The organism is Roseibium sp. MB-4 (assembly GCF_053005265.1).
On the sequence record NZ_JBRKQB010000002.1, the window covers coordinates 517,693 to 539,709 of the forward strand.

Here is a 22,017-nt window from a genome sequence, read left to right on the forward strand (position 1 = left end):
TTAGAGAAAAAGCAACGATGCTCAGCCTATTTCAAAAATGCTAACAACTTCAATATACAGTAATACATACTCGCATCGAGACTATTGTTAATAGTCTCGATGCAAAAACAACAGATGGAACGCCATTTTACATAAATAAAAGCTCGCCGGTCATGTCTTTATAAAGACCCGCGACTTGCTCCTCGTATCCATTGTAGAGCAGTGTGTTACGGCGTTGATCGGTTCCCAACAGTTTCTCGGTTGCCTGGGGCCAGCGCCGATGTGGGACCGACGGGTTCACATTCGCCCAAAACCCGTATTCCTTCGGCTGGATTTCTTCCCAGAAGCTCACTGGGCGCTTGTCAGTGAACGAGATCCGCACCACGGACTTGATGCATTTAAATCCGTATTTCCAAGGCGTTACCAACCGGATCGGGGCACCAAACTGCTTGGCAAGCGGTTTTCCGTAGATCCCGGTCGCCATGAACGCCAGTTCATTGGTCGCCTCTGCAAGGGTCAAGCCTTCAACATAAGGCCACGGGTACCAGGATTGTTTCTGACCGCTGGCAACTTCCGGATTGAGGAATGTTTCAAACCGAAGATATTTGGCGCCGGTTTGCGGCCCCGCCAGTTTGACGAGTTCGGCAAGCGGGAAGCCCGACCACGGCACCGCCATGGACCAAGCCTCAACACACCGATGGCGATAAAGGCGCTCCTCCAAAGGCATCTTGGCAAGAAGTGCATCGATATCAATCGTCTGCGGATTGTCGATGAGGCCGTCCAGCATCACAGTCCATGGACGGATCTCAAGGTTCTGAGCCGCCGGCCAAATCTGCTTGTGAGAGCCAAACTCATAGAAATTGTTGTACTTCGACGCCACGTCTTCGTCAGTCAGTGGCCGGTCCAAGGTAAATGCAGAATTGCGTGGAACAGGATAAAGCCCCGCGCTCGGGTCTGCCTCGGCAAAGGCCGGCCTCATCCCAAGTCCGCTTCCGAGCAATGCACCTCCCCCTGCGAGCCCCGCAAGTATCTGGCGTCTGTTCAAGAAGACATGCTCTGGGGTCGCTTCGCGCTCGGGCAATTCCCAGCTGCGTTTGGTCAAGATATTCATCGTCAAACTCCCAATCTGGACGTAGAAAGACCGGATTGTGTGTTCAAACGCAAATAACGCCCGAGTGACCGATGCCAAGTGTCAGGCTTGTTCCAGCCAATTTTCAGCGGCTTCCCGGTCTTTTGAAACAAAGCTTTTGATCTCAAGCCCCGGGATCAGCATCCCTTCGATCTCAGCAACCTTGCGAATCCAGCCTGCATCGCACAAGACCGCGCACTTTCGGAATTTCCCCAGAAGCTTCAGAAGGTCTGGCATCATCTTGAATTCGACAGCCTACGCGCCTGCGGTTGGCCATTCGAAATCATCAATGACATAGAGCATCGTACCGTTGGTCAGATCCTCTGCGGCTTCAATGAGATCCTCCAACCCGGCCTGCATCAAGTCAGCATTGAGAGGACCGCGCAGATGAACAAAGACGCGGTCCCCTTCCTGTTTTTCAATCGCAAGCATCGACAATCTCCTTTCTGCGTCCACCATCCCGTTAAAGGCGTAGGGGAATGGACATACAATCAAATGAGACAGATCAACACTTTGCGCTCGCGCGGCTCACTACGCCGCTTGTTTTCCCGAACGCTGGAGAGCCTGGTCCGCTGCTTTGCCCGACAGCTCCGCCATATGATCGAACTCTGCCGTATAACTGGCAACTCCCGCCGTCGCGGACCGGAGTTCAACAATCAGATCCCCGATTTCAGCTTCTGGCATCAACGCCTGAACCTCGTCCCAACCGCTCCAGCCGGGACGGGCGTCAAATCCAAGCAGCTGCCCGCGCCGGGCGGAAACAATGGCATTGATCCTAGCGGTCGCATCACTTGGACACGCAACGACCACCTTGTGGATAGGCTCCAGCAGAACGGGCTTGCAGTCGGACAGGCCTTCCCGGATCGCCAGGATACCTGCCATCTTGAACGCCTGATCGGAACTGTCGACCGAGTGATACGAGCCGTCGACAAGACAAACTGACAGGTCGACAACAGGAAACCCGAGCGGCCCCTGGCCCAGTGCTTCCAGAACACCTTCCTTCACCGACGCGATGTATTGCTTGGGCACCACACCCCCGGTGATACGATCGGTGAACTGGATGCCTTCTCCTCTCGGCAGTGGCGAAATCTCAAGAACCACGTCACCAAACTGCCCGTGACCACCGGACTGCTTCTTGTGACGTCCGCGCGCTGTTGTGCTGCCACGGATCGTTTCGGAATAAGGCACATGCGGCGCATGCACGGCGACATCCAGCCCGTATTTTCCAGACAAACGCTCCTGAGCGACGCGCAAGTGCATCTCTCCCTGCCCGCATAACAAGGTTTCAGCCGTTATCTGGTTTTGTGCGATTGTCAGGGAGCCGTCTTCTTCGGAAAGCTTGGAAAGGGCAGCTGACAAGCGAACCTCATCCTTGCGCTGCCCGGCTTCAATCGCTGTCGCCAAGACCGGCCGCCGGATATCCGCGCTGTCCAGAGCTGGGAGTTTGCTGCCCTGAAGGCTCAGAACATCACCGGTTTGAACATCATCCAAACGCCCCAGGCCGACGAGGTCGCCCTCAGACGCCCTTGAGATCTTGTTCAATTGCTGTCCAAACAGGGAGAACAGTCCCGAGACCTTCGCTTCCGTGGTTCCATTCACATAGAGACTGTCATTGTCCGCCAGAGCGCCACTCAACACGCGCGCCACGGAGACTTTACCGCCATGTTGTGTGTGAAGCGTCTTGATCACCTGGATCGCACTTTCGGGCGCGGCGTCAAGAAGGCGCGCCTTGAGGCGGTCAACCGAGGGCACTTCGTGGCGAAGGGCTTTCAAGAGGCGGGTAACGCCGTTGCCATGTTCGCCAGAGCCGAAGAAGACCGGACAAATCAGGCCGTCCTGCATTTCCGCAACGAGATCAGCGAACACCGTCTCCCGGTCCGGCGCAATGTCCTCAAGCAGCGCTTCCATCAGGTCATCATCGTGATCGGCAAGATGCTCCAGCATCGTAAACCGGGCTTCATGTTCGCGCGCCCGGTCCTCATCCGACATGTCAATCTCGGTGCTCGGCTCCTTTTCGTGATAAACATGCGCCCGTTCCAGGGCGAGATCGATGAAGCCGGTGGCCTGACCGTCCTCCCAGATCGGTATCTGACGTAAAACAAGTGGGACGCTTGACGCCGGTTGCAGCAGGTTCAAGACATCGCGGACCCGCCGAGTGCTCTTGTCGATCTTGTTCAAAAACAAAACCCGCGGGATGGCGCGGGCTTCAAGGGCTTTCAGAATAAGCTGCAAGGCTGGAACCTTGCGCTCATCGTCTTCAGCGACAACCACAGCCAGATCCGCACCGGACAAGGCGCTGTCCATTTCCCCCAAAAACTCGACCGATCCCGGGCAATCGATGAAATTGAACCGGTCGCCGAGGTATTCCACATCCGCAAAATTGAGCTCCACGCTCATCCCATGAGCCCTGGCTTCTGCCGAACCATCGCCAATGGTGTTGCCGTCTGAAACCTTGCCCTGCCGGTCCACCTTGTTCGTGCGCGCCAGGATCGCCTCCAGCAAGCTGGTTTTACCGCTGCCAAAGGGTCCGACCAAAGCCACGCAGCGCGGTTCCCTGCCGCTGGAGTTTGCCTGTCCATTGTTGGTGTTTGCCATACTGAGCCTCCCGTTTGCCCGAGGGTATCCTCGTTACAACGCGGCACGGCCGACGGTTCAGGACGCGGGCCCGCCGCGTCTCGCCCGGATGGGATCGAAGGCCAACACCCCGGAAAGCGCCGGGCGTGATATTCGTCATGGCCCTTCAATCAAGGGCGGGACGCTATCGTCGCGCCCGAAACGGGGTAAACGCAAGGAAATCTTACCCTGCACCGCAGCAAACAGGCGGCGCATTCGGCGCTACCAACCGGCACCTTTTGCTCGTCCGGTCACCGAAATGCTTCAATTCGGGAATTAATTTGGTGTTGCGCGCGGCTCGACTCATACTGGTCCGCAGGCACGAGGTGGAATGAGAGGTATAAACATGTTGCTGATGACTAGAACTGTCTTATCGGCGTTTGGTGTCGCCATTGTTTCAGCGGGCCTGGTGTTTTCTGGCGGCAGTCTCGCGCAGGCGCAATCAGTCCAGCCGCGCGGCGTTATCCAACCCGGCACGACGCTCGGGCCGTCCGCGCAACAACAGCTCAATCAGAACCTCAATCGTCAGCAGAACAATTTCTCAACCCAGCAACGGATCGACAGCAACAATCGGCTGAACCGGACACAGCAGATCAACCGCAACAACACCCGGACAAACACACTCTCGTCTTGTCCTGGCGCAAATTCGGCCTGTCAGAACTAGGGTTCAGACCTGAAAATCTTGGGATGTGCCCGGCGCTGCCGCAGAACCTGTACCCAGAATTCCCGCGCCCGCACTTTTGTCCGACAAGCGCGCCTGCAGGAAATTCCGGCCGATTATCAAAGCTGCGATTGTCACCACCACCGGCACAAAACGGCTGTCTGGGGTAAGCAGTGCCCAAACAGCACCGCTAGCGCAGATCGCAAGCAAAACAGCAGAATAAATCAGTTGCGCACAATCTGTGACATTCTCCAACGCGGAGAACCGCGATCGCGAAAACAGCATCTGGGCAAGGCCGACAGCAAAAACGGTTACCAGAACGCCCCCATAGGCATATTCGGCAAGGACGTCTCCCAGACCGTCAAACCCGAGGCGAAACACACAAACAATCAGCGGCGTTGCCAATAAAATATGAATGTTGACGCCCATCAGGATCGGATGCATCCGGACCCTCATTCCGATCAGGGCACTTAAAACAACGAGGCACAGCCCAGAGCCTACCCAGCCGGCGAACTCCAGATCCCCCGATTGGCGCCACAAAAGAATGAATACGATTGACGGCACCCCTTCCATGAGGTCGGTCAGCCATCGTTTTTGTTGGGTTTGCATGCGTGTGCCTCGCTCGTGAGGTCGACAGCTTACCGATGCAAGTTTTGATCGTAAATACGCAGGACTACAATCAAGGTCATCTGCGAAGACTTCCCGCAAACGCTATGCTGAATGGGCCGGTTAGTGGCCCGGGCGGATCCGCTTCAAGAATTCCCAGACCGGTAGAGCCGTCACACCTCCAACCACGCCGGATACATAGCCGGGTATGGCCCAACCAAGCAAAGACGACCAGAGCAGGCTGACAACAAAACTCACCGCGAGCATGGCAGCCACAGTGATCAGCAATCGTTGCCAAAGCGGAAGAAGAACAGCCACGCCAGCCTCCAAAACAAAATGTAAATCGACCTCACCCTATGCGCGCCCTTCGAGAAAGAAAAGCCTGATCGGCCGAAGTCAGAGTGAGCCCAACAAAAAGGGCGGCCGGAGCCGCCCTTAGATACTGATTGTCAGCTGAACTTATTTCAGATTGCCACAGAAGCGCTGAATAAGAATTCTTGCATAGCCAAAAAAGCTCCCGAAACGGGAAAAACATTCAACACACGACAGTCTTCGGCAAATCCCATTGGCAGAAAAACTATTTATGGACCCTTAAAACAATAAGAAGGTTTTTAAGGTTCTATCCGACCAGAACCATAGTCAATTTACCGGTATCAAACCGCCCATGAAACTTATTGTTCAAATACCTTGTTTCAATGAAGAGGATACTCTTGCTGATGTCGTCGCAGATATTCCCAGGCAAATCCCGGGCGTCGAATGTGTCGAGATCCTGGTCGTCGACGACGGATCGACCGATGGTACCGTGGCGGTAGCAAAAACTTGCGGCGTTGACCACGTCCTGAAAAACAAAAAGAACCTTGGACTTGCCCGTAGCTTTCAAGCCGGTATGGAAGAAGCCCTGAGATTGGGCGCAGATATTGTGGTGAATACCGATGGAGACAACCAATATCGCGGCACTTCGATACAAGACCTTGTAAAGCCAATCTTAGAGAAGCGCGCTGACATTACAATTGGCGACAGAAACCCGGGAGCCAACCCGGAATTCACTGGGCTCAAGAGGTTTTTGCAGAAGTTTGGAACCGCAGTGGTCCGCAATCTGGCTAAGCTCGACGTTAGCGATGCCGTGTCAGGTTTTCGCGCCTACTCCCGGGAAGCTGCACTCTCTATTAATGTAATGACCAAATTCAGTTACACGACAGAAACACTGATCCATGCCGGACAGCATGGGTTGGTCGTGATTTCGGTACCTGTGAAAACGAACCCCAGCACCCGTCCATCCCGACTGGCTGGCTCTATGTTTAGCTTTCTGCGCAAACAGGTCATTACAATCCTGCGCAGCTATTTTATGTACCGGCCACTGGCGGCATTTCTCGGCGCTGGCTTGATCATGTGTACCATCGGCTCAGTACCTATTTTAAGGTTCCTTTTCTTTTATGCGATCGGCGAAGGCGAAGGAAAAGTTCAATCCTTGATCCTAGGCAGCATGTTTCTGCTGGCAGGGTACATCACAATCATAATCGCCTTTTTAAGCGACGGGCTGGCCACCAACAGACGCCTCACAGAATCCGTTTTGCAACGTGTTCGCCGGATAGAACAGCACCACCTTGAAGGAACAAACCCGACGGCTAGGTCACCTGCGGAGTTTGCCGGAGATGACTGACCTCGCGGGGCGTTCTGATAACACTGCAAATCTTATGCGTCAGAGCGTTTATGTCGCTCTTTTCGGGGCGCTTGTTTATGCTGTAATGGCATCAGGTTTTTTCCTGACAGGCGACAGCGCTCCCGACAATCCCAATATCTACGATGAGTACTACTTCGCGCTCCTTGACGGACATTTCGACCTGCCGCCCCGCGTTGTTCAATTTGAAGGCCACTATACAGCGGATGGTACGGCCTATCTGTATCACGGGATTGCCCCATTACTGACGCGGTATGCATTTGGCTGGATTTGGCCTTTTGCCGTGTTTCCAATGACTGGTTTTTCAATCTGGCTGTGGGCCGTGATAGGGACCTTCACCTACCAAATGGCTTTCTTCAAAATAGCTGAGCAGCATCTCGGACGAATGGGAGAAACGGGTCCGATGCTGGCAAGGCTTCTTGGGTTTGCAGTCTGGTTTGCAAGCCCTGGAATGATTGTTGTCGCCAACGGAACATTTTACCACGAACCAATCTCTGTCGGTTATGCGGCGACAGGTGTTTTTGTTCTCTGCTGCGTCTTGGTTATTCAAAGAAAGCTTAACCTTTCGAAAGCTGTTCTTATCCTCGCAACTTGTGCAGCCATTTCGCTACATGCACGCCCCAACATTGCCATTGGATTGTACGCGGGCGCCATGTTTGCAGTTACACTTCTTGCCACGGCAAAAATACGCCGCAACGCTGCCACCATTGTCGCAGCACTGAGTATCCTCGGCTTTGGCGGGACTGCGTACCTCGGTTTGAATGCTCTCAAATTCGGTGAAGCGACTCAGTCCCACAGCAGTTTTCAATCAGGCTCGGTCCAATACGGATTTGCTTATTGGGGCATGGAAAGGGCTGACGGCGAGCGCGCCGAAGCTTTCGAAAAATACGGGCGCTTTAATATCGGCCGCTTGCCGCATAACATAGTGATTTACACGCTGGACCTTCCAGATATCGGGCCAGCGCTGTCATCGTTGGGCGAGCACTTTCGCTCTTGGGCGGTCAATACCCTAGCCGCGGATGTTGGACATATCAGGGTCGAACACCCTCATGCCGGACTGATATATCTATTGCCGTTCTGGCTTGCATTAGCTGTTTCGTCTTTTTGGGCTCAGGCTTCTGTATGGAAACAGTTTGGACCAGCTCTTGCTGCCACGCTGATAGCCGCAGGACTAACCCTGACTTATGCGACAATTACGCTCCGTTATCGTGTAGATCTATGGCCCGCGATCGCTGTTCTGGCACTCATTGGAATGTCTGCGATCATGCCCAAGCTGGCAGCCGGCAATCTCGGAAAAGGCCTGCAGCATGGACTGGCTGCACTCTTTTTGCTTGGAGCAATTACAACAACTTACATCAGCATGGGGCTGCTCAAACTCCATGCGAATTCAGGCTTTGGTAGCCTATGGACTTTTGAGGTCTGTAAAACGTTTGCACAGACGAGGGAATTTACAGATGCAGACATCGTGAGGATTTGCCGAGAACCGAGGGGCGTTTTGTGACATCACGCATTCTGAACGCTGCAGAACTGGCGAGCAAAAAGATCTACGTTTACGGTGCTGGGAAACTCCGTGGTGTGGCGATAAAGTCCGGGCTGCTTCGTTGGCTGCAAGAAAAAAGCACTAAAAACCGGAATGCACATTGGCTACTGAGCCTGTTCTATATTCACGACATTGATGGGTTACTCGCGTTAGAAGTCCCATGGTGGACCTACGATGCCATCAGGAAAACAGAGGATTTCCTAAGTTCAAGATCCGATACAAGAGTTTTTGAATTCGGTTCAGGTGCCAGCACGATTTGGCTGGCACACCGAGCCGACCGGGTCGTAAGCATAGAACACGATAGCAATTGGTTCTCGGTCGTCAAAGGCAAACTCGCAACAATTCCCAACCGCTCGACAGTTGATTATCATCTGGTCACTCCGTCTCCCAAAACCGAAACCAGTGATAGTGGTTACGGATCGTCTAAAGCCGGACACGAGCGTCATGACTTCAAGACCTATGCGACCTCAATATTGAACGAGGAAGGGTTGTTTGACCTTATCGTGATTGATGGCCGTGCTCGTGATGCCTGCTTGAACCACGCAGTAAAAAAAATAAAACCAGACGGGCTTATCGTTTTCGACAACTCAAGCCGAAAACGTTACCAACACGCGATCAAGATTTCCGGGCTCATAACTGAGCGGCTCAAAGGTCGCGTTCCAAGCCTCCCATACCCTGACGAAACTACCTTGTTGTGGGCGAGCAGCCCGTGAGTTTGGTCGACGACAATCTTCGGACAAACCGCCGTCTGAAAACCGCTGGGCTTTGGGCGGGTCGCATCTTACTCGTTGTGTCACTTGCATTTGTCGCATGGGAACTGAGCCATCACTGGACAGCGATATTGCTCTGGCAACCCACTTCGAGCACGCTCCTCTGGCTAACGGCGCTGGCTGTTGCATACGCAGTAAGCCTTTGGCTCCTAGTCGAAGGTTGGCACCAGATCATAACCGTGTTCGCGCCGGAAGAACGCATCCGGACCTATCCTTCGTTCGCGATTACACAGATCGCAAAATATCTCCCAGGCAACATTGCCCATCTTATCGGCCGCGGTCTGTATCTGAAAGGGGGCAAGATTAGCGCTTCTCAAATCGTCAAAGCGACGATTGCGGAGATGGCAATTATTCCGTTGGGTGCACTGGTTTGGATTTTACTGTCGGGGTCAGCCGGAACTCAGGCGTTAGAAACTTTTAATCTCCCGGACTTTGCGTGGCAGATCATGGCAGTCATGCTTGCAACGGCGTTGGCCGCCTTTGCGCTGTATTTCACCCGAAACCATGCACTAAATGGACAACAACTCCGCTGTCTGATCTTAGCCGCCCTGCTGTCAGCCCTGTTCATGCTGGCACTGGGTCTGATTTACGCTGCAACCTTTGGTCTGGTTGGGGTAGGACCAACCTCAGATCTGGTGGTTGTTGCCATTGCCGCATGGCTTGCCGGGTTTCTGACACCTGGTGCCCCCGGTGGTATTGGGATTCGAGAAGCGACCTTATTGGTGCTGCTCGGCCACTTAGATTTGGACAGTTCTGCTCTTCTGTCAGCTGCCCTTTTTCGGATCGTAACAATCTCCGGAGATTTCCTGCTTTTCGCCGCTAGCTGGATTGCCTATCGAAAACAGAGATCCCGATTTTAACATTGGAAAGACGAACAAAAAGGGCGGCCGGAGCCGCCCTTAGATGCCGAAAAAAACTGAACTTATTTCAGATTGCCGCAGAAACGCTGAATGCGGGTGCAGGCTTCTTCCAGGGCTTCCGTCGAGGTTGCATAGGAAATCCGGAAGTTTGGACCGAGGCCAAAGGCCGACCCGTGGACAACCGCGACACCTTCTGTTTCCAGGAGTTCGGTCACGAAGTCTTCGTCGTTCTCGATGACCTTGCCGGACGGAGCGGTCTTGCCGATTGTTCCAGCGCAAGACGGGAAGACATAGAACGCGCCTTCCGGAACCGGACAGGTGATGCCTTTTGCCTGGTTCAGCATGGAAACAACGAGATCGCGGCGCGCTTTGAAGATTTCATTGTTCTTCGGAATGAAATCCTGCGTGCCGGAAATCGCTTCAACCGCGGCCCACTGCGCAATCGAGTTCGGGTTGGAGGTCGATTGAGACTGAACCTTCGCCATGGCCTTGATCAGGTCAACCGGGCCACCGGCATAGCCGATCCGCCAGCCGGTCATGGAATAGGCCTTCGACACACCGTTGACCGTCAGCGTGCGCTCATAAAGCGTTGGCTCAACCTGGGCCGGTGTCGTGAATTCAAAATCGTCATAGACCAGGTGCTCATACATGTCGTCGGTCATGATCCAGACATGCGGGTGTTTGACCAGAACGTTGCACAGCGCCTTCAGTTCAGCTTCCGTGTAAGCAGCCCCGGACGGGTTGGACGGCGAGTTGAAGATCAGCCACTTGGTGCGCGATGTGATGGCAGCATCGAGCGCTTCCGGTGTGATCTTGAAGGTGGACTTGTCGGCTTCAACGATGACCGGTTCGCCGCCAGCCAGCAGGACCATATCCGGATAGCTCACCCAATACGGTGTCGGGATGATGACCTCATCGCCGGGATTGATGGTGGCAACCAATGCATTGTAGAGCACTTGCTTGCCGCCGGTACCGACGGTGATCTGGTTGGTCTCGTAAGTAAGCCCGTTTTCCCGCTTGAACTTCTCGGCGATGGCAGCCTTCAGCTCCGGAATACCATCGACAGCCGTGTACTTGGTCTTGCCGTCGTTAATGGCCTTGATGGCAGCCGCCTTGATGTTTTCCGGGGTGTCGAAATCCGGCTCGCCAGCTCCGAGACCGATCACATCGCGGCCTGCGGCTTTCAGCTCGCGTGCCTTGTTGGTGACGGCGATGGTCGCAGATGGTTGAACTCGCGCCAATGCGTCAGCAAGAAAGCCCATAATGTCCTCCAGGGGGAAACGGGAAAGTTAGCGCGCGGACCCTAGATCCGCTGGGCCATCATGACAAGAGCATGAAGGCTCGGAATGGCAAAAATAAAGGCGATCTGTTGCGATTGGCCGGATTGGGGTCCTGATGGTGCATCAGACGGATCAGCTGCGGGTTTCCAAAACGAGCTTCGGTTCCTTGCTGTCCTTGTCAATGAGCATTGCGCGGAAGCGTTTCTTCTTGGTCTGGCCGTTCAGGATATTGACCGGGATCGACATCGGGACCTCGGTCTCCGACTGTGCAGCACCAAGCAAGGAAGAGTAGTTATTCGGATGTAACAGAATGTCCGTGACCGGCTTGCTGTCCATGATTTCGTTGGTCAGATGATAGGTCTTCATCGCCGCCTTGTTGGCAGCAATGATCATCTTCGACTTCGTGTTGATCACCAGCATTGGCGCGCTGCAGATTTCAAAGACTTTGAGAAAATCGACATCACCGCCGATCCGGCCTGCGGAAAACAGAACCCCTCCAACCGTTCCCCCGATCCGGAAGTGCATGGCTTCATAGGTCAGCTCAATGGCATCGTTGGAGGCCAGCAGGAACTTACCGCGGCCGGACGCACTCGCCCTGCGTGTCAATGCGCCCAGCGTCAGGGAAACGATGGTCCGGCCGACGCGTTTTTGAATATGCGCGATGTTGCGGCCGATGATCAGCCGGGCGTCTTCGATCTGAAAGGTTTTGACAAAGCCGTCGCTTGCAAAGCGCACATAGCCGAAGTTGTCGACCAGCAACACCACCCGGTTTGACGAGGCAACAAAGTGTTGCAGGATCGGCGCAAGCCCGAGAACGATGCGGCCCGGGTTTTCGTCCTCTCCAATCGATGGGAAACAGATGACAACGATCCGTCCGTCAACCAGCTCATAGCGGTGTGCAACGATCGGGATACCCGGGATCCGGTGATCGGGTCCACCGCCAACATCAAACGGCCCGGCAACCCCATCGCGGATGGCGCCCTGTATCAGGCGCAAGATCGTTTTCCTGTCTTCCGGTGACAGGTTGCGCAAGGCGAGGTTCGACGGAGCTTCCTGCAGGTCCTTGACCTCACTATGGAAGCTCTGACTACCGATCTCATGCCAAAGGATTGTTTTCTGAGAAATATCAGCAACGAAAAACTGGAGCCCCGCCAAGGCTAGCGCAGGTGTGTCCTCTGAAACTTTCGTTTCAGGCTCTTGTTCTGCTGGCTTGTCATCCTTGCTTTGTACCAACGCGTTCTGCGCTGCTTTGACCACCATAGCCGTCTGCACTCTCTACCGATTGCCTACCCTGTCCGCAGTATCGAAAAAAAGTGCAAACAAACCATAAAATGGAACGCATAAAGTCTAACATTATTTAAATACCTCAGTAATTTATGCAGCAATTGCTTCGAAAGAACAGCGCTTTTATTGCTGATTTATTTTGGAGGTATCCAACTGCAAGAAACCGGTGTTTTGCAGCGCCCCACAAATGTCACGAAATGGCACCAGCAAAGCCCAAGAGCAGACGGTCTCCCGGCGCAATTTGATTGGAATGTGCATCCGTTGAAACTGCGGAGGCCAGAATGTTGGAACGCACCCAGAAATCTGAACGCCATAACGAAGACCGCCATGTCGCCGTACTGGCGATATTGTTCGGATCGGCAGCAGTGCTTTTGACGTTGCTGGCCATTGTTCCGGAACCAGCCGCCGCCTTGCCGTTTTTGGCGCTGATCCTAATGGCGCAACTGACCCGGATGCTCGGCACCCGCCTGTTCCGCGATTTTACAGACTAACCGCCCTCACGATTTGCAGCCCCAATTCCAAAGAAAAAGACAGGCTGTCATGACAGACACACACGCAAAATCAGCTGATTTTCAAACCCAAAATCACGAACCTCAGAAAGTAACCCGGAAAAGGTCCAGAGACCTGCAGGACGCCCGCCCCCTGTTGCAGGCTATTTGCCTCGGCATATTTTTGGCGGCAATCCTGACCGCAGCCGCCGCTATTGCGGGATCTGAGGCAAAAGACACGACAACACCGGGCACCACCATCCCTGCCCTGACACAGCCGCTGCCCTCCGAAGTGAGCAAATAAGATCTTTGGGTTCAGGTGGACACACCACAATGCGTTGATACCGATCAAGGCCATGAACAGGACCTCCAGATACAGTCATCTGGTATGGAGGTTCCAAGCGCAATGCCACAAGGACCTCCTGTTGGAATACTTGAGAAACAGGAAATTAGGCCATGGCCATTGCCAACGGACAAAAGTGGATCGATAAAGAAGTCAGTTCTTCGGAGGCTGCCATGGACATCGATCTTTCTCTCTCGGCTGACACTGTACGGATGCTGGCGCAAAAGGCCCGCGCGGTTGCAGAAACCACTGCCGATACGTTTGAAGATGGTCATGAGGGGGACGTCGAGTTTGACGCCGACACCCTGGAAGAAGCTCACGGCCACGACGGTCTGGCGGAAGAAGAAAGCGACAATCTCTCTGATGAGGAATTGCGCGAACTCTTGGAAGACCTGAACGTCGACGAAGCTGCGGAGCTTGTCGCCATCACCTGGATCGGCCGGGGGGATTTCGAGGCAGAAGACTTCTCGCAAGCTGTTCAAGAAGCCAAGGATCGGGCGGTCGGCTCAACCGCTTCTTATCTCCTCGGCATGCCGTTGCTCGCTGATCACCTAGAAGCCGGTCTGGATTCTCTCTCTCTTTAAGCGCTCCCCCAGAAAAGCTTTTAGCGGGCCAGCAACTTGGCTTGAGTCAATCCGTTTTCCGGATCGTTTTCGCGCAGTCCACAGCTTGACGTTTTCCTTGGGAAAACATCTTTAGATCTCGTTTACCATCTTTTCGCCGCGGAATTTATGCAGCAACCTCGGGCGCAGTTGTGGTGATCGAAGGGGTGGTGTGAATGCTGCGTGATCCGGTCAATCAGGAAATCTTTGCGACACAAAGACCGTCACCCTGGCCGTTTGTTGGGGCAATATTCGGGGCGGCCGCACTGGTCACGACATTGATCATGGCATTCAACAGCTAGGGCTGTCCTGGTCGAACACACCGACCGGCTTGCATCTCCAGCCTTTCAGCTTATTGGTCATGGGCGAACGTTGATCGGAAGCCATGACACAACCCTCTATAAACAATCCATCCAGCGGTGTGCCATCGACGCACGAAGGCCGCCTTGCCGTTCTTGATTTGGCCCGCGGCGTGGCAATTGTTGCCATGGCGATCTACCATTTTTCGTGGGATCTCTCGTGGTTTGCCTTTGTTGACTGGGATGTCGGAGGGGCTCCTGGTTGGCGCGCGTTTGCCGTCTCGATCGCTGCCAGCTTCCTGATCCTGGTCGGGGTCAGCCTGGATCTCGCGCATCACAAAGAGATCCGCTGGCGCTCCTTCTGGAAACGCTTTGCGCTTATCACTGTTTCCGCAGCCTGTGTGTCGATCGGCACCTATTTTGCCTTTGGAGACAGCTTTGTCCGTTTCGGCATTCTGCATTGCATCGCTGTTTCCAGTCTGATCGCTCTGCCCTTCACGCGTTTCCCGCTGCTCTACGCCCTGGTTGCCAGCGCGATCATCCTCACCCTGCCGCACTGGGCATCCTCGAGTGTGTTTGATGGTGAGATTTGGCTCTGGACCGGCCTTGGCACTCCAACTGTGCCCAGCGTCGATTATGTCCCGCTCGCGCCGTGGACCGGGGCAACTCTTTTAGGTGTGGCGCTGTCAAAGGCCATTCGCCAATCCGCCCTCATGAAACCCCTCAAGCAGATGGAATTCGGCGGTCTAGCAGGCCGGGCGCTTAGATGGATGGGTCGCCATTCCCTGCCGATCTACCTTCTGCATCAACCGCTTCTTTATGGTCTGGTTTGGAGTGTGACGTTGCTGGGACCAAACATGGACCGGACCAGCCGCAGCTTTCAGACCAATTGCGCGCAAAGCTGCACGACAAGCATCGAGAACGAAGCACTCTGTATTGCCGCATGCCGCTGCACGCTTGATGGTTTGAAGTCGGAAAACATCTGGGAACCGCTGCTCAACACGCCACAGGACCCGGATTTGCAAACACGCATGAACCAGCTCTACAGCGCCTGCCTCGCAGCCCCTGGAACCGATACGATCGATTAGACGGTACTGTGGCGTTTCATACGTCTGCTATACCGGTTTCTGTTTCAGGGCACGGGCCGCGCGTTCCAGCGCAAAAGGTGCAAATGTTGCCGGGTCGCGCCTGTCCAGAAGCTGAACAACTGCCCATAGAGCTGAAATGGCATCGCACCGCGCTTTCATGACCTCCAAAGCGGCCCGGTCAATGGGTCGGTGTTGCCCGGATTCGTAGGAAGTCACAAACCGCCGCTCAGCTTCCGCGTCAAATCCGATTTCCTGAATGGCGTAAGCAAGATCCCAGCAAGGGTCCGCCATACCGGAAAACTCCCAATCGATCAGCCAGAGACGGTTGTCAGCCAGTAGGCAGTTGCCTTCAGATAAGTCTCCATGGCTCGGCACCAGCACCAATTGGCTTTGCAAACCCACATCTGCCATCAGCCGATCGAGGTCAGGGAGGACGGCCAAAACTTCCTTCGACAGCGACAAGTCTGGATTGCCATCAAGCGTCTCAGAAATCCGCCTCCGAAGCGCCGCGTAGGTCGTATGCGGATTGATCTCCCCCTCAAACTTCAGCTTTGAATTATGGAGCCGGGCGAGCTCTTGTCCCAGCATGTCCGGGAGGTCTTTTTTCTCTGATTGGCGGGTTTCAAGAGCCCGCGTAAGCAATAGCCCGCCGTCTGGATCCATGTACACGGGCGAAACGGCAACGCCCAGATCGGCGGCCAATTGCAAATTGTGGGCCTCTGCAAACCGGTCCACCAATGCTTCGGATCCGGCCTGACCGATACGCAAAAAGAACACGCCCTCCTGAGCCGAGATCCGCAAAACCTGATTGCTAAGACCATCCTTCCGCTCTGCAGACAAAACCTCTCCGAGAACAGCCTGGAGATCTGAATTGTCTTGCAGAACTTTCTCCAAAACCGCTGATGGGCCGGCTGGTGTCATTGTGGAGGAATGTGGCAAGAAGAGCCTTTGACGTCTGACCGAAGAATTGAACGAGGTCCCATGCAGGATATCCCCGCGCCCCATATCATCATCACCTATTGCCGCCAATGCAATTGGCTGCTCCGCTCGGCGTGGATGGCGCAGGAAATCCTGTCGACCTTTTCTGAAGAGGCAGGCGCCGTCACACTTGTTCCCGGCACAGGCGGGATATTCACCATCACATGTGACGGCACGCCGGTTTGGGACAGAAAAACCGACGGCGGCTTTCCGGAGGCCAAAATCCTGAAACAACGGCTTCGCGATTTGCTGTGGCCGGACAAGGATCTGGGGCATTCAGACACACCCGGCAGTCGCGCGTAGGATATTCCCGCCTGGGTAGAAACCCGTAGACAAGCAGAAATCGCAAAATATTCGGCAAAATTGCCTAAAATTCGGATCTTGTTAAATCCATTCCGGCACACTTGCAGGCGTTTTCAGACTGGACTGGGGCCCGCCCAATGCGCTTGCCAAATATGTCGTTCTTGAACTGGCCGATCAAAACACAACTTCAGATCGGCTTTGGCGCAATGCTCTTGTGCTCCGTCGGGGTCGGTGCCGGCGGATACCTCGCCGCGAGCCAGGTTCAAGAGTCCGTCACAACCTCAAAGGCGGCAAGTGATCTTCTGGGAGATATCCCGCCACTGCTTGCAGGTGCCGAAGCGTTCGGGCGCGACGGCACTGAGCAGACCGCCAGTGTGGTTGAAACGAGCATCAACACATTATCTGCAAGCAGCGATGAACTGGCCCGGAACAAACCAGAGGCCGCGCAGCAGCTGACCTTGGCTGTTAGCGAGCTGGAAGAAAGCTTCCGCAATCTGAAAAATACCAGAAGTGCGCGTGATGAAGCGATTTCAAATCTTGATGGTTTGACGTCTGGCCTGGTTGAAACGACCAACCAGGTGTTTGAACAGTACAAGGCCTTGGAAGCTTACCGTCTTGGTCTTGCTCTCAACAACGAAGGCAAGATGAACAACCTTTCCAAGGTCGCCCCGCGTCTTGCAAACATGCGGATCGCCGCGATCGTTCTGGAGCAGGAAACCAAAGCCTTTGTCAACGCACCGGACAAGGCAAACGCCAAAGCGCTTTCTGAGCGTGTCAAGGCGCTGGACAAGGACGCCAAGGCTGTCCGGCGTACCGTGAAGACAAAAACGCTCAGAGCCTCCGTCAAGGATCTCACTAAGGCGGGTAAAGCGTTTGAAAAACAAATCAAAGCGCACCTGAAGGCCGGTGCCAGCGGCGGGACCGCTGCGGTTTGGTCCGAAACCTTCCAACCGGCTGTAGAACAACTCGTCGGCCTCACGACAACGATCATCGCAGAAGCCGAAGCGCCAATTGAGGAGCTGACGGCGGAATTGCGCGGGTTCGACAAAGCGACCGCAGACATCGCGCTCCTGTCCAACTTTACGCAAGGCGTGGCCCGCAATGTCCTTGGCGTGCGCAGCGCCTATGCAGAGTACCTGACCACGTCCTCAGAAGCTTCGAGTGCCGCCTTTCAGACTTACCTCGGCGAAACCGAAACCCAGCTGGACGCCCTGGAGGGCATCCGGCAGTCGTCCCTGCAATCCACGTCTGACACGGCCTTTCTGGATCTCCTCAACGGCCCGTTGAACACACTTGTGACCGCCGGCGGCGAAGCTTTGCCGGTGCTGCGCGCAACCTTTGCTGATGTCGTTACGAACAGCGATGCACAGAAGACCGGGCAAGCCCAATTTGCAACCGCAGCTTCGGCATTGAGCGAACAGGCAAGCACCATCAGCCGGGCCGCGGGTCTGACGGCCGTCTCCTCAGCAGCCACTGCCCGAACGCAGATTTCTATCGCCCTGCTGGTCGCATTGGTCATTGGTGTTGGTTTTGTCGTTCTCTTGTCAGGCGCGATCATTCGTCCGCTCCGATCCCTCACCAACGCCATGCGGCAACTGCGAGAGGGTCAAACCGACCTCGACTTGACCGCCGATAGCCGTAAGGATGAAATCGGAGACATGGCCCGCGCGGTCGGCACCTTCCGGGATCGCGAAGTGGAGCGTGTCGAACTGGAGCAACAGACCCAACGCGATGCGGAAACCGCGCTCAAACGCCAGCAGGCTGTCGATGCACTGGTTACCGAGTTCAGAGCTGATATTGAAGCCGCCCTGACCTCCGTCAATGGCAACATGCGACAGCTTGAAGACACCGCCGAACATCTAACTGAAATTGCCCGTTCAACAACGGACAAAAGCGAAAACGTCAGCCATGCCTCAAGCCAGGCAAGCGACAACGTCCAGACGATTGCGGCTGCAACGGAGGAACTTTCAGCCTCCGTCCAGGAAGCCGGGCGGCAAGTCAACGCCACCCTCGGCCGCGTTGAAGACGTCACCCAAGCGACCCGGACGTCCAATGATCAGATCAAGGGATTGTCGGCCGCAGCCGAACGGATCGGTGCCGTGATCCAGCTCATTCAGGACATTGCGGAACAAACCAACCTTCTGGCTCTCAACGCGACAATTGAAGCCGCACGTGCCGGCGATGCCGGCAAAGGCTTTGCCGTGGTCGCAGCGGAAGTCAAGGAACTGGCGACGCAGACGTCGAAGGCAACCGATGAGATTTCCGGTCAGGTCTCGGAAATCCAAGGATCCACTGAAGCTGTCGTGGCAGCGATTACGGAAATCATGACCATGATGGACGAGGTCAACGAAACCGCAGCTGCCATGGCGGCATCCGTCGAGCAGCAGGCTGGCGCCACCTCCGAGATCTCTTCCGGTGTGACACAGGCAGCCGGTCAAACGGCCAGCGTTTCCGAAACAATCGGAGATCTCTCCCGCGGCTCCGGTGAAACCAGCCAGTCCGCCGCACAGGTTGAATCCATCGCGGATGAGGCCACGCGGGAACTGGATGGTGTCACCCAACGGATCGACAGGTTCCTGAAAGACGTCGCCGCGGCTTGATAGCCTGCGCTAAAACAACTGCAATGCCCGCATCACCAGAAGCGCAACGTTCCGCAAATCGGGCAAGCATTAGGAGAGGTGGCAAAAACATCCGCCTTTCCGGCACGAAATTCTATCATTTCTGAGCGGTCACCGCTCTCGCCCCAGATGCTGGATCTCGCTGCGCCGAGTCCAAATGACACAAACACCGGTCGGATTTGATTGATCACTCAATCAAAATAACGGACAAGTTTCTTCCATGACCTTTCGTAAGCTCGGAGAAACAAAATGGCCGGACAGAAAAACATCCTGATATTGATGGTCGATCAGCTGAACGGCACCTTGTTTCCCGACGGCCCGGCGGATTTCCTGCACGCCCCAAATCTGAAGGCACTCGCCGGGCGCTCTGTCCGGTTTCAAAACAGCTACACGGCCTCTCCGCTGTGCGCCCCGGGGCGGGCCAGTTTCATGTCTGGTCAGCTGCCGCGCCGCACGGGCGTTTATGACAATGCTGCGGAGTTTGCATCCGACATTCCGACCTATGCGCATCATCTGCGGCGGGCGGGCTACACGACATGCCTGTCGGGCAAGATGCACTTCGTCGGCCCGGATCAGATGCACGGCTTCGAGGAGCGCCTGACCACGGACATCTACCCGGCCGATTTCGGCTGGACACCGGACTACCGCAAGCCGGGAGAGCGGATCGATTGGTGGTATCACAACATGGGCTCCGTCACCGGGGCCGGCGTTGCGGAAATCTCCAACCAGATGGAGTATGACGACGACGTTGCCTTCCAGGCGGTCCGAAAGATCTATGACTACGGGCGGGGTAAATACGACCGCCCGTTCTGCCTGACGGTCAGTTTCACCCATCCGCATGACCCTTATGTCGCCCGCAAGAAATACTGGGACCTTTACGAGGAATGTGAGCATCTGCTGCCGGAGGTTCCAGCCAAGGCTTATGAGGATCACGATCCCCATTCCAAACGGATCTTCGATGCCAATGACTGGCGCAGCTTTGACATCACCGAAGACGATATCCGCCGCTCGCGCCGGGCCTATTTCGCCAACATCTCTTATCTGGATGACAAGATCGGCGAAATCCTGGCAGCCCTCGACGCCATGGATCTGGCGGACGACACCACGATCCTTTTCGTTTCCGATCACGGCGATATGCTCGGCGAACGCGGCTTGTGGTTCAAGATGACCTTCTTCGAAGGGTCTTCCCGCGTGCCCTTGATGATCTGCGACAAGGACCTGTCCCCGCATCTGGAAACCGCACCGGTCAGCACCCTCGATGTCCTGCCGACGGTCTGCGATCTTGCCGGCATCGATATGAGCGAGATCATGCCCTGGACGGACGGCACCAGCCTCGTCCCGCTTGCCAAGGGCGCGGCTCGGGCCGAACCGGTTCTCATGGAATATGCCGCTGAAGCCTCTTACGCGCCTTTGGTCGGCATCCGGGACGGGGATTGGAAATACATCCATTGCGAACTCGACCCGCCCCAACTGTTCAACCTTGCGGACGATCCGAACGAACTGACCAATCTAGCAAACGATCCCGCACATTCCGAAACGGCCACGGCTTTTGCCAAACATGTCTCGGAAACATGGGACATGTCCGCCTTTGACGCTGAGGTCCGCCAATCGCAGGCCCGCCGCTGGATCGTCTATGAAGCCCTGCGCAATGGCGCCTATTTCCCCTGGGACTACCAGCCCCTGCAAAAAGCCTCCGAACGCTACATGCGCAACCACATGGACCTCAACGAAGTCGAGGAAGGCCAGCGCTATCCAAGGGGCGAGTGAGGTGGTGCACTTTCAGATTGATATATACCCAGGATTGTATAGTTTGAATATGCAGATAATTCAAAGATATATCGAACAATGGTCAACGCAGTATTCTATCATAAACACAACAGCATTTACGACGACGATCCAGCCACAAAATATCACTTTCCTAAGCAGTATCTATCGCGGGTCCAACAAACAGTTGGCGACTGGATCGTATACTACGGGCCAGTGAAAGGTATGCCAAGCAGGTATTACTCGGCGATCGCACTTACTGAAAGTATTTCAAAAGACAACGAAAAAGATAATCACTACTACGCGAACATGCAAGCATGTACATACTTGGACTTTGATCGCCCTCTAGAGTACTCAGAAGATGGCGGATACGAGAAAAAGCTTTTGAAACCGGATGGGAAACCGAATGGCGGATATACGGTACAAGCTGTTCGAATTCTGGAAAAACATGAGTTTGTTTCACTGATTAACGCCGGCCTCTCGGCACCCGAGGAGTGGCCTCCAAGAAAGGACGCAACGTTGGACCAAGCACCAGATGTTGGGTTTTCAGAAGAAAATCAATCTCCATTTATTTGGCCGGAATCCGGGCGAGATATCGTTAGTCAATTAATAAATCGACCTTTCCGAGACGCTAAGTTCAGAAAACACATCCGAGAGCTTTATGATCGGACATGTGCGTTTACCGGGCTCCGCCTGATCAATGGTGGAGGCCGCCCGGAAGTCGAAGCGTGCCACATTATCCCAGTCGAAGACGGTGGGAATGACTCCGTTCAGAATGGGATTGCATTATCCGGCACAGTTCATTGGATGTTCGATCGCGGATTGCTCTCATTATCTGACGACTACGAGATTTTGGCATCTCGCCAGCTGAATTATGATGTTTCACATTTGCTGCACCCAGACATGAAAGCGCGGATTCCAGAGAATCCGGTGTATCGACCGCACCCTCATTATTTGGATTGGCACCGCAACAACAAATTCAAAGCATAACCTCCTGACACCCTCCTGTCAGGAGACTGGCAAGAAGTCTGAGAAACTGGAACAAAGCCGCAACGCAGGGGTTTTCTCGGGCGAGGAGTCGGACCATATTGCAGCCCATGAGCAAACGCCCCCCGAAATCCTCCGCTGACGATC

23 protein-coding genes are annotated in these 22,017 nt (G+C 54.8%); 14 read left to right on the top strand and 9 right to left on the bottom strand.

The window, feature by feature from the left end; translation table 11 throughout:
• Positions 1–127: 127 nt before the first annotated feature.
• From msrP to ACVDG4_RS13470, 4 genes are all read right to left on the bottom strand, one after another.
• Positions 128–1,090: a protein-methionine-sulfoxide reductase catalytic subunit MsrP gene (gene msrP, locus ACVDG4_RS13455; RefSeq protein WP_447235435.1), complete on the bottom strand. Its 963-nt coding sequence runs from the start codon at positions 1,088–1,090 to the stop codon at positions 128–130.
• Positions 1,091–1,171: 81 nt separating this feature from the next.
• Positions 1,172–1,348 (bottom strand): SpoIIAA family protein, encoded by a 177-nt coding sequence (locus tag ACVDG4_RS13460; protein WP_447235436.1) that lies wholly within the window; start codon positions 1,346–1,348, stop codon positions 1,172–1,174.
• Between the two features lie 15 nt (positions 1,349–1,363).
• The gene (locus ACVDG4_RS13465; protein WP_447235437.1) at positions 1,364–1,540 is read right to left on the bottom strand and encodes a hypothetical protein; all 177 of its coding nucleotides are present in this window, start codon (positions 1,538–1,540) and stop codon (positions 1,364–1,366) included.
• Positions 1,541–1,639: 99 nt separating this feature from the next.
• Positions 1,640–3,703, bottom strand: a complete 2,064-nt coding sequence (locus ACVDG4_RS13470) for an elongation factor G (RefSeq protein WP_447235438.1) — start codon at positions 3,701–3,703, stop codon at positions 1,640–1,642.
• Between the two features lie 364 nt (positions 3,704–4,067).
• Between ACVDG4_RS13470 and ACVDG4_RS13475 the strand changes: the two genes are divergently transcribed.
• Positions 4,068–4,385, top strand: a complete 318-nt coding sequence (locus ACVDG4_RS13475) for a hypothetical protein (protein ID WP_306148869.1) — start codon at positions 4,068–4,070, stop codon at positions 4,383–4,385.
• A gap of 3 nt (positions 4,386–4,388) precedes the next feature.
• On the opposite strand, the gene ACVDG4_RS13480 is transcribed toward ACVDG4_RS13475, so the two are convergent.
• Complete coding sequence (locus tag ACVDG4_RS13480; RefSeq protein ID WP_306148868.1) at positions 4,389–4,991, bottom strand: hypothetical protein; 603 nt, start codon at positions 4,989–4,991, stop codon at positions 4,389–4,391.
• Positions 4,992–5,111: 120 nt separating this feature from the next.
• The gene (locus tag ACVDG4_RS13485; RefSeq protein WP_209002094.1) at positions 5,112–5,306 is read right to left on the bottom strand and encodes a hypothetical protein; all 195 of its coding nucleotides are present in this window, start codon (positions 5,304–5,306) and stop codon (positions 5,112–5,114) included.
• Between the two features lie 346 nt (positions 5,307–5,652).
• Here ACVDG4_RS13485 and ACVDG4_RS13490 point away from each other — a divergent pair, with 346 nt between their 5' ends.
• The 4 genes from ACVDG4_RS13490 to ACVDG4_RS13505 are packed head-to-tail and all read left to right on the top strand — an operon-like array spanning position 5,653 to position 9,836.
• A complete protein-coding gene (locus ACVDG4_RS13490) occupies positions 5,653–6,648 on the top strand; it encodes a glycosyltransferase family 2 protein (protein ID WP_447235439.1) in 996 nt (331 codons plus the stop codon).
• The gene (locus ACVDG4_RS13495) at positions 6,641–8,167 is read left to right on the top strand and encodes a hypothetical protein (protein ID WP_447235440.1); all 1,527 of its coding nucleotides are present in this window, start codon (positions 6,641–6,643) and stop codon (positions 8,165–8,167) included. Before ACVDG4_RS13490 ends, ACVDG4_RS13495 begins: the two co-directional genes overlap by 8 nt.
• A complete protein-coding gene (locus tag ACVDG4_RS13500; protein WP_447235441.1) occupies positions 8,164–8,919 on the top strand; it encodes an O-methyltransferase in 756 nt (251 codons plus the stop codon). The genes ACVDG4_RS13495 and ACVDG4_RS13500 overlap by 4 nt, the downstream gene beginning before the upstream one ends.
• Entirely contained in the window at positions 8,916–9,836 is a 921-nt protein-coding gene (locus ACVDG4_RS13505; protein ID WP_447235442.1) for a hypothetical protein, read from the top strand. The genes ACVDG4_RS13500 and ACVDG4_RS13505 overlap by 4 nt, the downstream gene beginning before the upstream one ends.
• A gap of 62 nt (positions 9,837–9,898) precedes the next feature.
• On the opposite strand, the gene ACVDG4_RS13510 is transcribed toward ACVDG4_RS13505, so the two are convergent.
• A complete protein-coding gene (locus ACVDG4_RS13510; RefSeq protein WP_306148867.1) occupies positions 9,899–11,098 on the bottom strand; it encodes a pyridoxal phosphate-dependent aminotransferase in 1,200 nt (399 codons plus the stop codon).
• Positions 11,099–11,248: 150 nt separating this feature from the next.
• The gene (locus ACVDG4_RS13515; RefSeq protein ID WP_447235443.1) at positions 11,249–12,376 is read right to left on the bottom strand and encodes an RNA-binding protein; all 1,128 of its coding nucleotides are present in this window, start codon (positions 12,374–12,376) and stop codon (positions 11,249–11,251) included.
• Positions 12,377–12,681: 305 nt separating this feature from the next.
• Here ACVDG4_RS13515 and ACVDG4_RS13520 point away from each other — a divergent pair, with 305 nt between their 5' ends.
• The 5 genes from ACVDG4_RS13520 to ACVDG4_RS13540 all read left to right on the top strand — a co-directional run bounded on the left by ACVDG4_RS13520 (position 12,682) and on the right by ACVDG4_RS13540 (position 15,220).
• Positions 12,682–12,891, top strand: a complete 210-nt coding sequence (locus ACVDG4_RS13520) for a hypothetical protein (RefSeq protein ID WP_447235444.1) — start codon at positions 12,682–12,684, stop codon at positions 12,889–12,891.
• 49 nt (positions 12,892–12,940) lie between these two features.
• Positions 12,941–13,192, top strand: coding sequence for a hypothetical protein (locus ACVDG4_RS13525; protein WP_447235445.1), 252 nt, complete (start codon positions 12,941–12,943; stop codon positions 13,190–13,192).
• Between the two features lie 152 nt (positions 13,193–13,344).
• Positions 13,345–13,815 (top strand): DUF3775 domain-containing protein, encoded by a 471-nt coding sequence (locus tag ACVDG4_RS13530; protein WP_447235446.1) that lies wholly within the window; start codon positions 13,345–13,347, stop codon positions 13,813–13,815.
• A 194-nt stretch (positions 13,816–14,009) separates the two neighbouring features.
• Entirely contained in the window at positions 14,010–14,135 is a 126-nt protein-coding gene (locus ACVDG4_RS13535) for a hypothetical protein (RefSeq protein ID WP_008188643.1), read from the top strand.
• 83 nt (positions 14,136–14,218) lie between these two features.
• A complete protein-coding gene (locus ACVDG4_RS13540; RefSeq protein WP_447235447.1) occupies positions 14,219–15,220 on the top strand; it encodes a heparan-alpha-glucosaminide N-acetyltransferase in 1,002 nt (333 codons plus the stop codon).
• Positions 15,221–15,247: 27 nt separating this feature from the next.
• Here ACVDG4_RS13540 and ACVDG4_RS13545 read toward each other — a convergent pair whose 3' ends face one another.
• The gene (locus tag ACVDG4_RS13545; protein ID WP_447235448.1) at positions 15,248–16,060 is read right to left on the bottom strand and encodes a phosphotransferase; all 813 of its coding nucleotides are present in this window, start codon (positions 16,058–16,060) and stop codon (positions 15,248–15,250) included.
• A 141-nt stretch (positions 16,061–16,201) separates the two neighbouring features.
• Here ACVDG4_RS13545 and ACVDG4_RS13550 point away from each other — a divergent pair, with 141 nt between their 5' ends.
• The 4 genes from ACVDG4_RS13550 to ACVDG4_RS13565 all read left to right on the top strand — a co-directional run bounded on the left by ACVDG4_RS13550 (position 16,202) and on the right by ACVDG4_RS13565 (position 21,873).
• A complete protein-coding gene (locus tag ACVDG4_RS13550) occupies positions 16,202–16,501 on the top strand; it encodes an Rdx family protein (RefSeq protein WP_447235449.1) in 300 nt (99 codons plus the stop codon).
• 137 nt (positions 16,502–16,638) lie between these two features.
• Positions 16,639–19,101 (top strand): methyl-accepting chemotaxis protein, encoded by a 2,463-nt coding sequence (locus ACVDG4_RS13555; protein ID WP_447235450.1) that lies wholly within the window; start codon positions 16,639–16,641, stop codon positions 19,099–19,101.
• 267 nt (positions 19,102–19,368) lie between these two features.
• Positions 19,369–20,886 carry a choline-sulfatase gene (betC, locus tag ACVDG4_RS13560; protein WP_447235451.1) on the top strand — a complete coding sequence of 506 codons (1,518 nt, stop codon included), beginning with the start codon at positions 19,369–19,371 and terminating at the stop codon, positions 20,884–20,886.
• Positions 20,887–20,964: 78 nt separating this feature from the next.
• The gene (locus ACVDG4_RS13565; RefSeq protein WP_447235452.1) at positions 20,965–21,873 is read left to right on the top strand and encodes an HNH endonuclease; all 909 of its coding nucleotides are present in this window, start codon (positions 20,965–20,967) and stop codon (positions 21,871–21,873) included.
• The last annotated feature ends 144 nt before the right edge of the window (positions 21,874–22,017 follow it).

Coding starts and splice junctions, on each gene's coding strand:
- msrP (WP_447235435.1), bottom strand. CDS start 1,090: ATGAATATCTTGACCAAACGCAGCTGGGAATTGCCCGAGCGCGAAGCG.
- ACVDG4_RS13480 (WP_306148868.1), bottom strand. CDS start 4,991: ATGCAAACCCAACAAAAACGATGGCTGACCGACCTCATGGAAGGGGTG.
- ACVDG4_RS13535 (WP_008188643.1), top strand. CDS start 14,010: ATGCTGCGTGATCCGGTCAATCAGGAAATCTTTGCGACACAAAGACCG.
- ACVDG4_RS13460 (WP_447235436.1), bottom strand. CDS start 1,348: ATGATGCCAGACCTTCTGAAGCTTCTGGGGAAATTCCGAAAGTGCGCG.
- ACVDG4_RS13475 (WP_306148869.1), top strand. CDS start 4,068: ATGTTGCTGATGACTAGAACTGTCTTATCGGCGTTTGGTGTCGCCATT.
- ACVDG4_RS13510 (WP_306148867.1), bottom strand. CDS start 11,098: ATGGGCTTTCTTGCTGACGCATTGGCGCGAGTTCAACCATCTGCGACC.
- ACVDG4_RS13530 (WP_447235446.1), top strand. CDS start 13,345: ATGGCCATTGCCAACGGACAAAAGTGGATCGATAAAGAAGTCAGTTCT.
- ACVDG4_RS13555 (WP_447235450.1), top strand. CDS start 16,639: ATGCGCTTGCCAAATATGTCGTTCTTGAACTGGCCGATCAAAACACAA.
- ACVDG4_RS13540 (WP_447235447.1), top strand. CDS start 14,219: ATGACACAACCCTCTATAAACAATCCATCCAGCGGTGTGCCATCGACG.
- ACVDG4_RS13465 (WP_447235437.1), bottom strand. CDS start 1,540: ATGCTTGCGATTGAAAAACAGGAAGGGGACCGCGTCTTTGTTCATCTG.
- ACVDG4_RS13520 (WP_447235444.1), top strand. CDS start 12,682: ATGTTGGAACGCACCCAGAAATCTGAACGCCATAACGAAGACCGCCAT.
- betC (WP_447235451.1), top strand. CDS start 19,369: ATGGCCGGACAGAAAAACATCCTGATATTGATGGTCGATCAGCTGAAC.
- ACVDG4_RS13490 (WP_447235439.1), top strand. CDS start 5,653: ATGAAACTTATTGTTCAAATACCTTGTTTCAATGAAGAGGATACTCTT.
- ACVDG4_RS13565 (WP_447235452.1), top strand. CDS start 20,965: ATGGTCAACGCAGTATTCTATCATAAACACAACAGCATTTACGACGAC.
- ACVDG4_RS13470 (WP_447235438.1), bottom strand. CDS start 3,703: ATGGCAAACACCAACAATGGACAGGCAAACTCCAGCGGCAGGGAACCG.
- ACVDG4_RS13550 (WP_447235449.1), top strand. CDS start 16,202: ATGCAGGATATCCCCGCGCCCCATATCATCATCACCTATTGCCGCCAA.
- ACVDG4_RS13525 (WP_447235445.1), top strand. CDS start 12,941: ATGACAGACACACACGCAAAATCAGCTGATTTTCAAACCCAAAATCAC.
- ACVDG4_RS13515 (WP_447235443.1), bottom strand. CDS start 12,376: ATGGTGGTCAAAGCAGCGCAGAACGCGTTGGTACAAAGCAAGGATGAC.
- ACVDG4_RS13495 (WP_447235440.1), top strand. CDS start 6,641: ATGACTGACCTCGCGGGGCGTTCTGATAACACTGCAAATCTTATGCGT.